Source organism: Pannonibacter sp., from assembly GCF_051860505.1.
Classification (GTDB): domain Bacteria; phylum Pseudomonadota; class Alphaproteobacteria; order Rhizobiales; family Stappiaceae; genus Pannonibacter.
The window spans coordinates 17304-32429 of record NZ_JBHYDX010000006.1 but is presented as its reverse complement, the minus strand read 5'-3'; the positions used below and the strand labels follow the sequence as shown (position 1 = coordinate 32429).

16 protein-coding genes are annotated in these 15126 nt (G+C 64.8%); 10 read left to right on the top strand and 6 right to left on the bottom strand.

Annotation, left to right across the window (positions count from 1 at the left end; translation table 11 throughout):
- Positions 1 to 53: 53 nt before the first annotated feature.
- Complete coding sequence (locus ACTIFE_RS05795; protein ID WP_439528215.1) at positions 54 to 833, bottom strand: SOS response-associated peptidase; 780 nt, start codon at positions 831 to 833, stop codon at positions 54 to 56.
- A gap of 178 nt (positions 834 to 1011) precedes the next feature.
- Between ACTIFE_RS05795 and ACTIFE_RS05790 the strand changes: the two genes are divergently transcribed.
- The 4 genes from ACTIFE_RS05790 (at position 1012) to ACTIFE_RS05775 (ending at position 3072) form a co-directional block, all read left to right on the top strand.
- Entirely contained in the window at positions 1012 to 1524 is a 513-nt protein-coding gene (locus ACTIFE_RS05790; RefSeq protein WP_439528214.1) for a hypothetical protein, read from the top strand.
- Between the two features lie 83 nt (positions 1525 to 1607).
- Entirely contained in the window at positions 1608 to 2069 is a 462-nt protein-coding gene (locus ACTIFE_RS05785) for an NUDIX hydrolase (RefSeq protein WP_439528213.1), read from the top strand.
- 179 nt (positions 2070 to 2248) lie between these two features.
- Complete coding sequence (locus ACTIFE_RS05780; RefSeq protein ID WP_439528212.1) at positions 2249 to 2599, top strand: TIGR02301 family protein; 351 nt, start codon at positions 2249 to 2251, stop codon at positions 2597 to 2599.
- A gap of 200 nt (positions 2600 to 2799) precedes the next feature.
- Positions 2800 to 3072 (top strand): hypothetical protein, encoded by a 273-nt coding sequence (locus tag ACTIFE_RS05775; RefSeq protein WP_106755388.1) that lies wholly within the window; start codon positions 2800 to 2802, stop codon positions 3070 to 3072.
- A gap of 76 nt (positions 3073 to 3148) precedes the next feature.
- On the opposite strand, the gene ACTIFE_RS05770 is transcribed toward ACTIFE_RS05775, so the two are convergent.
- Entirely contained in the window at positions 3149 to 3790 is a 642-nt protein-coding gene (locus ACTIFE_RS05770) for a LysE family translocator (RefSeq protein WP_439528211.1), read from the bottom strand.
- 154 nt (positions 3791 to 3944) lie between these two features.
- Here ACTIFE_RS05770 and ACTIFE_RS05765 point away from each other — a divergent pair, with 154 nt between their 5' ends.
- Positions 3945 to 4709 (top strand): hypothetical protein, encoded by a 765-nt coding sequence (locus ACTIFE_RS05765; protein WP_439528210.1) that lies wholly within the window; start codon positions 3945 to 3947, stop codon positions 4707 to 4709.
- Positions 4710 to 4749: 40 nt separating this feature from the next.
- Here the strand turns inward: ACTIFE_RS05765 and ACTIFE_RS05760 are convergent, their stop codons facing one another.
- The 4 genes from ACTIFE_RS05760 to ACTIFE_RS05745 form a co-directional block, all read right to left on the bottom strand.
- Positions 4750 to 5439 carry a class I SAM-dependent methyltransferase gene (locus tag ACTIFE_RS05760; RefSeq protein ID WP_439528334.1) on the bottom strand — a complete coding sequence of 230 codons (690 nt, stop codon included), beginning with the start codon at positions 5437 to 5439 and terminating at the stop codon, positions 4750 to 4752.
- Positions 5432 to 6730, bottom strand: coding sequence for a DUF3419 family protein (locus tag ACTIFE_RS05755; protein ID WP_439528209.1), 1299 nt, complete (start codon positions 6728 to 6730; stop codon positions 5432 to 5434). Before ACTIFE_RS05755 ends, ACTIFE_RS05760 begins: the two co-directional genes overlap by 8 nt.
- Positions 6731 to 7351: 621 nt before the next feature.
- A complete protein-coding gene (locus ACTIFE_RS05750; protein ID WP_439528208.1) occupies positions 7352 to 8704 on the bottom strand; it encodes a L,D-transpeptidase family protein in 1353 nt (450 codons plus the stop codon).
- Between the two features lie 260 nt (positions 8705 to 8964).
- Complete coding sequence (locus ACTIFE_RS05745; protein ID WP_439528333.1) at positions 8965 to 10302, bottom strand: dihydroorotase; 1338 nt, start codon at positions 10300 to 10302, stop codon at positions 8965 to 8967.
- 201 nt (positions 10303 to 10503) lie between these two features.
- Here ACTIFE_RS05745 and ygfZ point away from each other — a divergent pair, with 201 nt between their 5' ends.
- The 5 genes from ygfZ to ACTIFE_RS05720 all read left to right on the top strand — a co-directional run bounded on the left by ygfZ (position 10504) and on the right by ACTIFE_RS05720 (position 15087).
- A complete protein-coding gene (gene ygfZ / locus ACTIFE_RS05740; protein ID WP_439528207.1) occupies positions 10504 to 11412 on the top strand; it encodes a CAF17-like 4Fe-4S cluster assembly/insertion protein YgfZ in 909 nt (302 codons plus the stop codon).
- Between the two features lie 33 nt (positions 11413 to 11445).
- The gene (locus ACTIFE_RS05735) at positions 11446 to 12108 is read left to right on the top strand and encodes a hydrolase (RefSeq protein ID WP_439528206.1); all 663 of its coding nucleotides are present in this window, start codon (positions 11446 to 11448) and stop codon (positions 12106 to 12108) included.
- A gap of 54 nt (positions 12109 to 12162) precedes the next feature.
- On the top strand, positions 12163 to 12669 hold the full coding sequence (locus tag ACTIFE_RS05730) for a tyrosine phosphatase family protein (protein ID WP_439528205.1): 507 nt from the start codon (positions 12163 to 12165) through the stop codon (positions 12667 to 12669).
- Between the two features lie 19 nt (positions 12670 to 12688).
- Positions 12689 to 13669, top strand: a complete 981-nt coding sequence (locus ACTIFE_RS05725) for an NUDIX hydrolase (RefSeq protein ID WP_439528204.1) — start codon at positions 12689 to 12691, stop codon at positions 13667 to 13669.
- 197 nt (positions 13670 to 13866) lie between these two features.
- Positions 13867 to 15087, top strand: a complete 1221-nt coding sequence (locus ACTIFE_RS05720; protein ID WP_439528203.1) for a cell wall hydrolase — start codon at positions 13867 to 13869, stop codon at positions 15085 to 15087.
- The last annotated feature ends 39 nt before the right edge of the window (positions 15088 to 15126 follow it).

Below are 15126 nucleotides of genomic sequence, written 5' to 3'. Positions count from 1 at the left end.
CCCTCGTCTTTTGTTGTAGTGGAAGAAACTACCAACAAAGACTTGCCGTTTGGTTAGCTTCGATCCGCCTTTTGCGGTGCGAAGAGATCAAACTGGCTGCCATCCTCCGGTTGGCCTGCCTTGCGGGACTGGCGTTGAGGCCGGACAGACGGTGGGACGTGCTGCGCATCTTCAACCGGATCCTGCACAGCGGGATCATCATTGGCAAAGGTGTTGACGCGGGAGGAGACGGGAACGAGGTCCAGAAAATCTTCCGGGGCCGGCCGCAGCAGACGGGTCGCCGCACGGCTGTCGATCGACCCGGTATCGAGCCAGGCATCGAAGTCCGCCGGCGGCACAATGGCGGGCATGCGGTCATGCACGGCGGATACGGCAGCGCTGGCTGGAACCGTGAGCACGAGGCCGGTGTCCATATCGCCGCCGGCTGGATCGGACCAGGTGTCGAAGAGCCCCGCAAAGGCAACGAGGCCGCCGCCCTTCGGACGGATGAAGAAGGCCTGTTTGGAACCGTCCTGGCGCCGCCACTCATAGAAGCCGCTGGCGGGAACGAGGCAGCGGTGATGGCGCATCGGGCCCCGGAACGATGGCTTTTCCGCCGCTGTTTCAGCACGGGCGTTGACGAGAAGCGTGAAACTGGCCGGATCCTTGACCCAGGACGGAACGAGACCCCAACGCACCAGACCAAAGCGGCGGCGACCATGGTCCTGCCTTACGATTGCGATGGGCTGGGTCGGCGCGATGTTGTAGCGGGGTGGGAAATTCGGCGTGTCCTCATAGGCGAACAGGGCCTTCACCTCTTCCGGTGTCGCCGTCAGTGTGTAGCGTCCGCACATGGATTGCAGTGTCCCGTTTGAGGTTGCCGTTTGAGGTTGCCGGTTGCGGATAGACCTGTCGCGGCCTGCCTGCCGCAGTCGGGCCGACAGCCAGCGGAAGACCTTGGTATCGCTAAGTTAGTTGTTTGGCAACGAAGGCGGCGTAGGGTGCATGGATCGAATGGAACGGGGGCAAGGCATGGCTGCGGAGGAACCAGTGCTGGGTATTGGCGACCTTGCGGCTGAACGCCTGCAGCATGCCAATATCAATCCGGCCACGGGCCTTGCAACCGACTACCTCAACCACTTCAATGAAGTGGTGATGTTGCTGGAGATGCTGCCGGCCATGCCGGACTGCGCCGAGGACGTGCTGGCCTGGGAGCCGGCGGATTACGAAGCGCATTTCGAGAACTCCACCTTTTCGGAACGGCAGCTGGCGATCCTTGCCTATCACGCCGCACCGGTGCGCCTGCGCAGCCATCTCGACAATCTGACGGGGCAGATCAATGCCGCTGTCCTGGCCGCCCAGGCGGCCTTGCGCAGCGCCGGCGACCCGGCAACGGTGGCCAACATGTTGGCCGAACAGGCAACGCACCAGATCAAGCCGCTGATCGGCATGGCCAGCGGTGTCATCCACGGTCATATCAGCGGCCGTGACGCCCTGCTCGACGGCGAAGAGGCACAGGCGGAAATCGACGCCCTGTTCGCCTGATCCAGCCCAGCCTCACGCCCCGACGACCTGCCCCGCGGCTGCATGCCCTTGCCCGAACCTCTCCGGCATGGCAGGACGGACGCATGAGCGAGACACCATCCGCCGATGCGGCATTCCTCTCCGGCCAGGCCATTGCGCCTCGGGCCGAGCCGGTGGCCGGCGTTAGCATCCTGCTGCATGGCGACGGCAAGGTGCTGCTGGTCAGACGTGGCAAGGCACCCTACGCCGGAGCCTGGAGCCTGCCCGGGGGGCGGGTGGAGCCCGGCGAAAGCCTTGCCGAAGCAGCCTTGCGCGAATTGCGTGAGGAAACCGGCCTTCAAGCGGAGTTGAGCGGACCGGTGGAGACCTTCGAGACCGGCCGAGCCGCAGATCACCCCGGCTATCTGCTGTCGGTGTTCGTCGGCCCATGCCCGCCGGATGCCAAGCCTGTGGCGGGCGATGATGCGGCTGCAGTTTCGGTCACAGCGCTCGACGCGCTTGACCGGCTGGAGATGACGCCGGGAACTGCTGAGCGAATCCGGCGCCTGCTGACGGTCCCCGGATAGTTCCAGGACACGACTTGCCCCGCGCCACCGACCCGGCCATGATCGCGGCGCAATCAACTCCGGATGGGTCCGGACAGCGGGGACGCGCAGGATCGATGCGGACAGCAGCGACGCAAACAGCGACAAGCGGGGCGCGCAGGCACCGGGCAGCCGTCGCCGCCCTTGTGACTGCAGGATTCTTGCTGCTGGCAACAGCGCCTGGAGGGCAAGCCCAGGCGCCCGCTGACGAGCCGCCCTATGAACGCCAGTTGCTGCGGTTGTCGGAAATCCTGGGTGCGCTGCATTTCCTGCGCCCGCTCTGCGCCAGACCCGATGAACCGGCCTGGCGCGACCAGATGCAGGCCCTTCTGGATGCCGAGGCGGCCGACGAGGCGCGCAAGCGCCGCCTTGTCGAACGCTTCAACCAGGGCTACCGGGGCTTTGCCTCGGTCTATCATTCCTGTACACCGGCGGCGCGCGACGCACTTGCCAGTTATGTCAGCGAAGGCAGCGCCCTGGTGCGCGACGTGACCAGCCGTTACAGCCGCTGAGCCGGCTTTGGCCAAGGCCGCGCAAGGCCTTGAAAGTTAACAAGCACTTAACCCTGATCGTATAATTTGTGGGCTGATCTTAAGAATGCCTTCACACTCGCTTCCCGTGAAGAATGACCATGGTAAGGTCTTGTCGAGATTCGGGAGAGGGTAGCGCGCCGGTTCGGTACACCGGCGCAGCCAGAAGCCAAAGAGACAGCATGACCAACGACGACTACACGGACATGGCGGCCGATACGCAGTACCAGGAAGACGACGACATCCGTCGTGCTGCACTTGGCTTCATCAGCGATGCCTGGGCGGAGGCAATCGCCTGCGGCGTGGACACCGATGCGGTGGCGCATGCGGCGATGTTTACAGCGCTTGCCGATCTCGTCACCACCTATGGCGAGGAAGCCGTTGCCAAGCTGGCCGAAGGCCTGCCGCAGCGAATCCTGCGCGGTGACTACTCGGTCAACCGGGTGCTGCAGTAAGCCGAACTGTAGCTACAAACGCATGGAATGGCCCGCCTCGGCGGGCCAATTGATTCCGGTTGCGTGCGCCCGGCCATCACAGACATTCGTAAAGCGCGTTGGCGGCAATGGCGGCGGCGAATGCCAGCAGAATTAGCCCGGCGAGCCGATTGACGCCGTCGAGCCAGCGATCATTCAGCCTGTCCCGCAAGGCGGCAACGCCGCCCGCAACCAGCGCCCACCACAGGCTGGCACCGGCGATGACGCCGGCCAGCATGGCTCCCGCTCCGGCATAGTCCTCCGGTTCGGGCCCCCAGTCGCCCAGCCCGCCGAAAATCGCCAGGAAGCCCAGCATTGCGCCGGGGTTTGTGATCGCCATGGCGAAGGCAGCAACCATGTCGCGCAACACCGTATGGTCCAAAGGCGCCTGCGGCCCCCTGTCGATGTGCGGATGACTGCGCATGATCACGAGGCCGAAAACGGCCAGAACAACGGCTCCAACGACCTGGATCCCGCCTCTGTGGCCTTCCATGAACTCCGCGACCACAGAGACACCGAACACGGCCGCTGTGGCAAAGATCGTGTCTGCCAGCGCCGCGCCGAGCCCGACGAGGAAGGCCGAAACGAAACCGCACCGAAAAGCCCGGCGCAAAACCATGATGTTGACCGCGCCGACAGGCGCGCTGGTCAGAAGGCCGATGAATATACCGATCAGCGCATAGGCCAGATGGGAAGTCATGGGCTCCTGGGCAGCTTGGAGAAAATGCATGGGTGCCGTTTAACGGATTGGCCGGCGGAAGGGAAGCGAAGCGGTTCAGCTTCTTAGCTGTGGCCGAAATGGGGGGGCAGCGTGTATGAAGAGCCAACGAAACCCGGATTCGAGACCGCCACACATGGTACGTGTCTGCCTTGCCCTGCTGCTCGCCAGCACTGCCCTCACCGTCGCCGCCGCTGAAGGGACTGCGACTGCGGCAACCGTGCGGACGGAGACAATCCGGATCGAACCGCCGCAGCCGGATGCCTCCCAAGGCACAAGTCCCTCGACAGCACCGAGTGTCACTCCGGGGGCCGGGCAACAGATCCCCGCAGGAGAGGTGCCGTCCATACTGACGGATCAGCCTGAGGACACAGCATCTCCAGTGGACGACGTGGATGCGCTGGACGAGACACCCTCGCAGCAGAACCAGTTGCCTGTGCCGGACGTCAGATATGGCGCGGACGGATTGCCGGCCCCCGTGGCGCGCATGCGTGAACAACTGCTGGATGCCGCCCGCTCCGGCGATGTCGAAAAAATGCGCATGGTGCTGGAAGGCAACGAAATGATGCCGACCCTGTCGCTGACAGAAATCGGCGACCCGATCGCATTCCTGAAGGACAGTTCCGGCGACGGCAATGGCGCGGAAATCCTGGCCATCCTGCTCGATGTGCTGGAGGCGGGCTGGGTGAAGGTCGATGCCGGTACGGCGCAGGAAATGTATGTCTGGCCGTATTTCGCCCGCTATCCCTTCGACAAGCTAACTCCGCAGCAGAAGGTCGAGATGTACCGGATCGTCACGGCCGGCGACTTTGCCGAGATGGATGCCTATGGCGCCTGGCTGTTCTATCGGGTTGGCATCGGCCCCGACGGCACGCTGCACTACTTCGTCGCTGGCGAGTAAGTCCGTGGCGGGGGGGCCGCCACGGCGCAGGCATGGATGACTAGCCCTTGCAGATTTCCGCCCAGACGGAATAGCCACGGTAGAGTGCTCCCGTGGTGGCGGTTGCGCCATGGCTGGCGGCAAGGTTGTTCACCACCTCGCCGGTATCAGCGCGGGGGGACACATGGAACTTCGCCAGCCAGGCGAACAGCAGTGCCTTGAACCAACGCGGCAGCCGGTCCTGTTGGCCGAAATCGACCAGGGACAGCGTGCCGCCGGGCGCCAGGGCCTTCAGGCCTGCCGTCAGCGCCGCCTGCCAGGGCGGGATCATCGACAGGGCATAGGAGAAGAACACCCGGTCGAAGGTCGCCCGCCCGAACAACGCTTCCGCGTCAAAGTCGGTCGCATCGGCGCAGGCGAGCCGGATCCGCGAGGACAGGCCGGCGCGGGCAATGTTCGCCCGCGCGGTCTCCAGCATCTCGGCCGAGATATCAAGGCCATAGAATTGCGCGTCCGGATGACGGCGGGCAGCGGCAATCAGATTGCGCCCCGTGCCGCAGCCCAGTTCCAGTACGCTGCCACCGGCCGGCGGATCGAGCCGGTCGATCAGCCGGTCGCGGCCCAGGAGATAATACTTGCGCGTCAGGTCGTAGAAGTGGCGCTGGTGGCGGTAGACCTGATCCATCAGCGCGGCAGCTTCACCGGTCTTGCCAGCCTGGCCGGCCTGGCTGCCGCCAGCCTGCTTATCCATTGTAGACATAGAGGTGGAAGCCTCCATAGATCGACGAGCGGTCCTGACGGCCGAGTTCAAGGCTGCGCGCCTCTTCGTAGGTCCAGCGGTCCAGAATGTCGTCGGCAACGCGGCCCGGCAGCAGGGTCGGCTCGGCGGCGGTGCGGAAGATGACGCGCGCGCCCGGCCGGGCGGTGCGGGTGATTTCGGACCACAGCGCGTTGAGCTGGTCGTCGGTCATCCAGTCCTGCGCATCCAGCAGCACATAGGCGTCAAGGCTGTCCTCGTCCTGGCCTTCCAGATGCTCGGTGAAGGAGCGGTTGATCACAGTGACCCGGTCGGCACGGGCACGGATCGTCTCGAAATGCTCGCGGCGCAGATAGGGCGGCAGCGGGCCGGCTTCGCCGGTTCCGGATGCTGCCGGTTCATTGGCGGGTTCGCTGGCCGTGCCGCCGGCGTTCGGCGCATAGCCACGGTTGAAGGCCTGCCAGGCGAAATAATTGTCGGAGAGCTTGAAGTCGCAGGCCAGCTTCTGCAGCCGCTGCTTCAGCACGTCGGACATGCTGCCGGTCGGGCTGGCGGACACCAGCGCCTCATACTGGGCGGGCGGAATGCCGAGACCATAGAGCGACATCTTCTTCGACGTCGCCCAGCGGACCAGCCGCTTGTCGAACAGCGGCGCCAGAGCCGTGTCGAAGTAGCTGCGCTGCTCGTCCAGGGTGCGGGCGCGCACGAAATGCTTCGGGTCGATGCCATAGAGCTTGGCGATGAAGTGCCCGGCGCCGATGCAGTAGCCCAGAAGGCCGTGATGATAGAGGTCGCGCGAGAACAGCGTGATGCGCTTACGGCCCCAGCCGGTCAGGTCGCGGCCTTCCCAGTAGGCCCGGGCCTCCTCGTCCAGATTGCGCTTCAGGAAGCGCTCATAGGCGGCGATGTTACCCTTTTCATCGGCTTCACCGAAAAAGCGGTAGAAGCTGTCGTAGTTGGGCAGGTGCTTGGCAGCGGCCAGCTTCAGGCGGCCGAGCGCAACATGGGCGCGGTTGAGATCGACGGCCGTGATCTCGGCCGGATCGGCGGTGAGGTAGGACATCACGTTGCAGCCACCCGACGAGATGGTGACCATGCGCGAATGCGGCTTCAGCTCCAGCGCCTGCATGTCGACATCCGGATCCTCCCAGATCTGCGGATAAACAAGCCCCTTGAAGGCAAAGGTGAACAGACGCTCCAGCAGCCCGTCCTTCGACGTGGCACTGGACCGGTGCACGGCCTTCTTCAACCGGGCCTTGGAGGCCTCCAGAGTGCTTGCGGGCATGCGCTCCTCCTCATCTTCCGCATCAACTGGCGGATGAACGGTCCTCTCCGGCGATTCCCTCGCCGGATAAGGACCTCACGTGGAGGCGAGCGATACTTGAGCTTGACGACAATTGGGTGACGCCGGGGGAACCATGGGCCTTGGCATCAACCGGCCAATGGCAAAACGGGATTGTGCTTGAGCCGCAGGCCGTTCCGCAAACGTCCTCTCCCCCCTTGAGGGCAGGACTTTCGCATGTGTAGCCAGACAGTTTTCGAGGCCTCTCAGCCCCCCTCCCCCTCGTGGGGAGGGGTGAGGGGTGGGGGGCACGGGAGGCCGTCAGATCATAAAGTGTCTGAAGTACGCCTAATCAGGAACGTGAAACCTGGATTTAAGTCCGCTCCCCCCACCCCCAAGCCCCTCCCCACGAGGGGGAGGGGAGCGGAGAGGCTCCAACAGGGTTAAAGTTCCTGGGCACAGTCGTTAACATCGAACATGTCCAGACTTCATATGCGAAAACCCTGCCCTAAAGGGGGGGGGAGGGGTTCCAGATGTGAATTGACCAGAAGCACTGCAAACGAGCGCTATTGATAACCCAAGCCTTCGACCGCAGAAGATGTGTCTACGATGGTGGTGCCGGCGTCAGCGCGTCGTCACCACGAAGTCGGTGCCGAGGCCGGTGTTGCGGGCAAAGCTGCGGTCTGTGACGATCAGCGAGGAGCCGGGCGTCAGCATCAGGCCGATGTCGCGGGCGACAGACTTCGGCAGGCTGACCCGGTCGAGCACCGCTTCCGGAGACAGGCCCGCGCGCGTTTCCGCATTGACCGCCACCCAGGTCACATCGCTGTCGCCTTTCTCAAAGCCGAGCGCAGTGAAGATCATGGTGCCGAGCGGCAGATGCGGATCCTTCAGCGCCACCGGAGCTTCATAGATGTCCTTGAAGTCACGGCGGATGCGCAGGACGGCGGTCAGGGTCTCGTCCTCGCCGGTCTCCCGGTAGAGCGCCCTCAAGAGGCCGGTCGTCATGTTGCCGGTTACCGGCAGGTCTGCGCCTTCCTGGAACAGGCGGATGGCTTCGCGCGTGCGCTTGCCCATCACGCCATCCTCAAAGCCGGCATCGAAGCCGAGCTTGTTCAGGAGCGTCTGGGCCCGGTGAACGTCATTTCCCGCCGCCTTCGGCGTGATGATCATGCGCAGCGGCTTTTCAGACAGGGACTGGTTGGCAGGCACCTTCGCCGGCTCGATGGAGCCCGTGACGATCGAGCCGCGCAGGCCGGAATCAGAAGCGACCACCTGAAGATCGAGGCTGGCGACAGCAGTGCCGGCCTCATAGGGCTGCGGCAAGGCGGCATGGCGCACCGAAACCGGTTCAACCGGAGCATCGGTGATGACCACATGCGCGCCGCGTCCGGTCATTCCGAACAGGGACTGGGCAAAGTCCATTGGCATGCGGACGCAGCCATGAGAGGCCGGATAGCCCGGCAGTTTGCCCTGGTGCAGGGCGATCCCCGACCAGGTCAGGCGCTGCATGTAGGGCATCGGCGCATTGTCATAGATGTTGGAAAAATGCTTGCGGCGCTTTTCGAGGATCGAATAGACGCCCGTCGGCGTGCTGTGGCCCGTCTTACCGGACGAGATCGGCGACTGCCCCACGACCTCAAGGCCGCGATAGACCGTCATCGACTGGGCCTGAAGCGAAATGACAATATGCAGCGGATCATCCGGCCCGGCCTCCGTTGCAGCCGGCTGGGCCACCGCGCCGGCAACGGCCTGCAGCTTCTGCGTCGCTGGCCGGTTGCTCGCTGACTGGCCCTTGCCATCGCCCGGACGTTCCGTCGCGCCAGCGCTGGTGAGGGCAGCAAGTCCGACAAAGGCGGCAAGCGCCAGAGGCAAAGCCCCGGCAAGCGTTGCGTGCAACAGGCCGGGGATGTCCATAGCCTGCGCCTGGACGAGACCGAAGCGTTTCGTCGACGCTGAATTTCCGCTTTTGACCATGACCTCGAGCCTCGCGTTACAAATGACAGGTGCAAGCCCGACCCGGACCCTAACGAAGGCACGTATAATTACCGTTAGGAAACTGGGTTACCGAAGTGTGTGAATTCGAATGGCCTTGTTTATAGCCGCTTAACTGTCGCCACACTGTGGCACCTGTCACAACCGGGGCAAATCACGATTGGCGGAGAGGAAATGTCCATCCGCCAATCGTCTGTCAGGATCAAGGGTCCGAAGCACCCCGGCGCGCATCAGGCCGAGGATCACCCCTGCGGCAACGCGTCCTGGAAGGTAATCACCTCGCCGGTGGAGGGAGCGGTCAGTTCGCCCTGCCACATGACCTTGCGGCCACGCACGAAGGTGCCGACCGGCCAGCCGGTGACGGTGACCCCGTCATAGGGCGTCCAGCCGGCGCGGGAGGCGATCCATTCATTGCGGATGGTCTCGCGCCGCTTCATGTCGACAATGGTGAAGTCGGCATCATAGCCAACCGCGATGCGGCCCTTGCGGGCGATGTTGAACAGGCGCGCCGGGCCGGCACTGGACATGTCGACGAAGCGCTCCAGCGTCAGACGGCCGGCGTTGACGTGGTCGAGCATGGTCGGCACCAGCGTCTGCACGCCGGTCATGCCGGAATGGGAGCCGGGGTATTCGTGATCCTTTTCCTCGCGCGTGTGCGGCGCGTGGTCGGAGCCTAGAATGTCGGCAATGCCCTGGTTGACGCCCCACCAGAGCTTCTGTTGATGCGCCAGATCGCGCACCGGCGGGTTCATCTGAGCGTAGGTGCCAAGGTGCTCATAGCAGTCAGGCGCATGGAGCGTCAGGTGATGCGGCGTCACTTCCACACTTGCGACGTCCTTGTGGTCGGCGAGATACTCCATCTCCTCACCGGTCGACAGATGCAGCACATGGACGCGCTTGCCGAGGCGGCGGGCCAGCGTCACCAGACGCTGGGTGGCGAGCAGGGCGGCGGTCTCGTCGCGCCACACCGGATGCGACCGGGGATCGCCGGGCACGCGCTCGCCCATGCGGGCACGCAGGCGCATCTCGTCCTCGCAGTGGAACGAGGCGCGGCGGGTGATCTGCTTCAGGATCTTGGCGAGGTTCTCGTCGTCCTCGACCAGCAGGTTGCCGGTGGAGGAGCCGATGAACACCTTGATGCCCGCCGCTCCCGGCAGCTTTTCAAGCGCCAGGATTTCCTCGATGTTCTCCGCCGTGCCGCCGACAAAGAACGCAAAGTCGCAGTGCATGCGATGATGACCGGCGGCGACCTTGGCAGCCAGCGTTTCGGCAGAGGTGGTGTTCGGGTTGGTGTTCGGCATCTCGAACACGCCGGTGACGCCGCCCATCACGGCCGCGCGCGACCCGGTCTCCAGGTCTTCCTTGTGCGTCAGGCCCGGCTCGCGGAAATGCACCTGCGTGTCGATGACACCGGGAAGGATGGTGAGCCCGGCGCAGTCGATGCGCTCGGCTGCCACTTCCGACCTGAGGTCACCGATGAGCGAGATCCGGCCGCCGGTGACGGCAACGTCGCGAATGGCACTGCCATCCTGATTGACCACCGTGCCACCTGTCAGGATCAGGTCATGCGGTTTTGTCATCGTCGGGGCCATCGTCGTCTCTCCGCGTTCAGGTGGCTGGTCTGGCGTTGCCGGTCTGGCGGTTACATAAGATGTGCGCCCGAACGGGTCCACTGGATTCAGGGCTGGACAGAGGACTGCACAGACCGGGCCTTGCCGGATGGACACGGCAGGGCTATCTGCAAGGGACTGCGCAACTTACGTGTTTTTCCGGAGAACCCGATGTCCGACCTCCGCCATGCCTTGCTGCCAAGCCGGGGTGTTCTCAGCCTGACGGGTCCGGATGTGGTGCATTTCCTCAACAATCTCGTCACCAGCGACGTGGAACACCTTGATGTTGGCCAGGCCGGTTTTGCCGCGCTGCTGAGCCCGCAAGGCAAGATCCTGTTCGACTTCCTGGTGCTGCGCACTGCGGACGGGTTCCTGATCGACGTCGCCCGCAGCGCGGCTGCGGATCTTGCCAAGCGGCTGAGCTTCTACCGGCTGCGGGCAAAGGTCGAGATTGCCGATCTCGGCGAGAGCCATGCGGTGGCCGTGTGCTGGGGCGGACCCGAGGCGGATGGACCTGCGCCACTCGCGCTGGATGGTGCTGTGTCAGCCCGCGATCCGCGCCTTGACGCACTCGGCCTGCGCATCATTGCGCCATCCGCAGGTATGCTCGAAGCGCTTTCGGCCGCCGGCAGCACGCTGGCCAGCGAAGCGGACTGGACCGCCCATCGAATCGCCCTCGGGGTGCCGCAGTCCGGCGAGGATTTCGCGCTTGGTGATGCCTTTCCCCATGACGTGGACATGGACCAGCTTGCCGGCGTGTCCTTTGCCAAGGGGTGCTATGTCGGCCAGGAAATCGTGGCACGGATGGAACACCGGGGAACCGCGCGCAAGCGGATGATCCAGGTGACCGGCTCTGCTCCCCTGCCCGCTGCCGGGACAGCTGTGATGGCCGGCGAGCAGCAGTTGGGCACGCTCGGCTCCTCCACAGGCAATCAGGGGCTGGCCCTGCTGCGCCTTGACAAGGTGAAGGCTGCCCTCGACAACGGCGCCGACCTCAGCTGCGGCGACATCAGCCTGACCGCGACGCTGCCGGCCTTCGCCCGCTTCGGCTGGCCACAGGGTCCGGTGCCGGAAGGCTGATCCCGGCCGACACCAAACAACGGACCCTTGTGCATGGCTGCCGACCGACCCGACCTTCCCAAGCGCGCCTGGCAGCGCATGCTGTCCGGCCGGAGGCTCGACCTGCTCGATCCCTCGCCGCTGGATGTGGAACTCTCCGACATTGCGCATGGGCTTGCCCGCGTCGCCCGCTGGAACGGCCAGACGCGCGGCGATCATGCCTTTTCGGTCGCACAGCATTCGCTGATCGTCGAGGATATCGCGCTTGGCCTGAAGCCGGACCTGCCGCCGCACTGGCGGCTGGCGGTGCTGCTGCATGATGCGCCGGAATATGTGATCGGCGACATGATCTCGCCGTTCAAGGCGGTGATGGGCGGCGACTACAAGCTGGTCGAGGGACGGCTTCAGGAGGCGATTCACCTGCGCTTCGGCTTGCCGGCAAAAGTTCCCGAGGCGGTCAAGAAACTGGCGAAAAAAGCGGATATCGTCTGCGCCTATTTCGAAGCGGTGGAACTGGCTGGCTTTGACGACGAGGAAGCTGCGCGGATCTTTGGACGCCCCAAGGGCTTTGGCACAGGGCCGGTGGATGCACCGCGCCTGGGTCTTGATCCACAGCCCGCTTCGCTGGCGCAGGCTGCCTTCGTTGCCCGTTTCGAGGCCATTTCAGCTGACATGGCGGCAGAGACTGCCGCTAAAAAACGCAGCGGCGGGCGATGACCTCGGGCCGCGAAGCAGTTAGGGTCAAGACAAGCGGAACCGGATAGCCTGACGATGTTGCATGTGTGTTCTCTCGCGCGCCTGAGTGAAACGGTCGACCGGACCGGGGCAACCCATCTGGTCAGCCTAATCAATGCCGACACCCATGTGCCACGGCCGGACCGGATTGCCGCAGAACGCCACCTGTTCCTGGGCTTCAACGATATCATCACGCCCGTGGATGGACTGGTACCGCCCGCCGAAAACCATGTCGCCGAGTTCATCCGCTTCGTCCGTGACTGGGACCGGCGGGGGCCGATGGTCATCCACTGCTGGGCCGGGATCAGCCGGTCGACTGCGGGCGCCTATATCGCCGCCTGTGCCCTGAACCCCGGTGCCGATGAGGCGGGGCTTGCCGAAGAGCTGCGCCGGCGCGCGCCGTCCGCAACACCGAATGCCCGGCTGGTGGCCTTTGCCGACAAGATCCTCGGCCGCAATGGCCGCATGATCGACGGCGTGCGCGGCATCGGTCGCGGCGCCGATGCCTTCGAAGGAACGCCCTTCGAAATGCCGGTCGGCTGACATGGAGACGAGGCCCGAGATGACCAGCGGCTCCGCGACCATCGAAATCGGCCTCAATGCTGTCATCGTATCCGTCAACGGCACCGTGCCGCAGGTGCTGGCCGTGGCAGGCCTTGCGGCCGGCGAGCCGGACGGGCTGCCCTTCGGTCCCTTCGATCCGCTGCATCACCGCACCTTCGAGATCGGCCTCAGGGCCTGGGTCGAGGAACAGACCGCGCTCGGCATCGGCTATGTCGAGCAGCTCTACACCTTCGGCGACCGGGGACGGCACATGATCGCCGGCGACACCGGTCCGCATGTGGTCTCCGTCGGCTATCTCGCCCTGACGCGGCCAAGCGCCGACAATGAAGAGGTGCTGGCGCGCCATCACTCGTCCTGGCGGTCGTGGTATGACTTCTTTCCCTGGGAGGACTGGCGCGACGGTCGCCCGGCGCTGCTCGACGGCGAGATCCTGCCGGCCCTGCGACAAGCGGCGGCGCGGTCACCGAACCGCCAGCCCGTCGGCGGCCTGAAACTCGACGAGCGCATCCACCTCGCCTTTGGCGAGGATGGCGGGGCCTGGGACGAGGAGCGGGCGCTGGACCGCTATGAGTTGCTTTACTCCTCCGGCTTGCTGGAGGAGGCGGTGCGCGACCGGCGGCCGGAAGCGCTGGCCTGTCCGAACCTGCCGAAATTCGGCCGGCCGATGCGCTTTGATCACCGCCGGGTGCTGGCCACCGCCCTGTCGCGCCTGCGCGGCAAGCTGAAGTACCGTCCCGTTGTGTTCGAACTGATGCCCGACACGTTCACGCTGACCGAGTTGCAGCAGACCGTCGAGGCGATCTTCGGCCGGCACCTGCACAAGCAGAACTTCCGCCGGCTGGTGGAGAATGCCGAAATGGTGGAGCCGACCGGAGCCACCTCGACGGCCACCGGCGGGCGGCCGGCCGCCTTGTTCCGCTTCCGCCGGGAAGTGCTGAAGGAGCGCCCTGCCCCGGGCCTGCGCGTCGGCGGGCGCTGACGGCGCCTGCGTTTATCTGTCCTGTTCTTAACCGTGTTTCTTGCATTTCAGTAAAACCGACGCAGCGGAATGCTGGGGTCGCACGGCCATTAACGGAACCTCAAGGTTAAGCCGGCACAGTCAATTGCAGCTATCGGGGAAAGGTCCCCTTCACAAGTGACCCCGGCGGGACCGGGCCTGTCGGAGTTGCGTTGCGTATGTTTGGCCCCGTGTATCTTTGCGGAAAGCCGGTCCGTCCGCGCCGGCGCTACCGCCTGCGTCACGCCCTCGCGCTGACGCCCTTCGCCCTTCTTGCGCTCTCGCAACCGCTTGCAGTTCAGGACGTTTCGGATCTTGTGGCGACACAGGGCGGCAAGCGACCCGAATGGATGGCCTCGCTGGAATCCTCGGCCGCCCCGATGGTGATCGCGCCGACGCTGGTGCTGGCGGATGCCGGCACCGCGCAGGGTATTCTCCCCGATCCTGCTGTCGTCACGGCCGAACAAGGCATCCAGTCCGGCGTGATCCGCGGCCTTGATGAGGTCGTCCGCGAAACACTGCCGACCGAGATCCCGGAAGAAATCCGCATCAATCGCCAGTTGAAGGGCGACCGCCATATTTCCATGGCCCCCGACCGGGCGATGCTGGACCAGGCCTCCGGTTCGGTCTATGCGCTGGCCAGCCTGATCACCAATGGCTCCCAGACGGAGCTGCCGCGCGTCGCCTTCGTCAAGCCCGAACCGATGAGCCAGGCGGAAACCAACCAGTTTGCCGCAGCCTCCAAATCCAGCCGGCGCGGCAAGCCCGGTGATGCCGCGCCGCTGGACCTGCAGAAGGTGATGATGGCGCGCAACGCCGCAGCTGCCAGTTTCTCGCTGGTTTCGGCCTATGCGCCGGAGACGGCGGTGGACACGCGCGACCCGTTCAACGCCCTGTTCGGCGCGCAATATGAAGAGGACATGCCGCCGCCGGAGGATCCGGAGAACCCGCATTGGTGGGCGCAGCGGCCGTTGCCGCCCTCCGTCCATGAAGCCAAGGAATTGCGCTGCCTCGCGGAAGCGATCTATTTCGAGGCACGCGGCGAGAGCGAGGAAGGCCAGGTGGCCGTCGGCCAGGTGGTGCTCAACCGGGTCAAGAACCCGGCCTATCCGGACACGGTCTGCGAAGTGGTCTACCAGAACCGGCACAAGCGCAACCGCTGCCAGTTCTCCTTTGCCTGCGACACTGTTCCGGACCGGGTCAGCGAAGGTGCGCCCTGGGCACGGGCGCAGCGGCTGGCCAAGGATCTCGTTGCCGGAACGCAGTATCTGCGCATGGTCGATGCCTCGACCCATTACCACGCCACCTATGTCCGGCCCCGCTGGGCCAGCCAGATGTCCAAGCGCGGCCAGGTCGGGCTGCATATCTTCTACAAGACCTATGCGGGGGCGTGGAACTGAGGGACAGCGCAAGGCTACAGCCAGTCCTAGCGGTTCCAG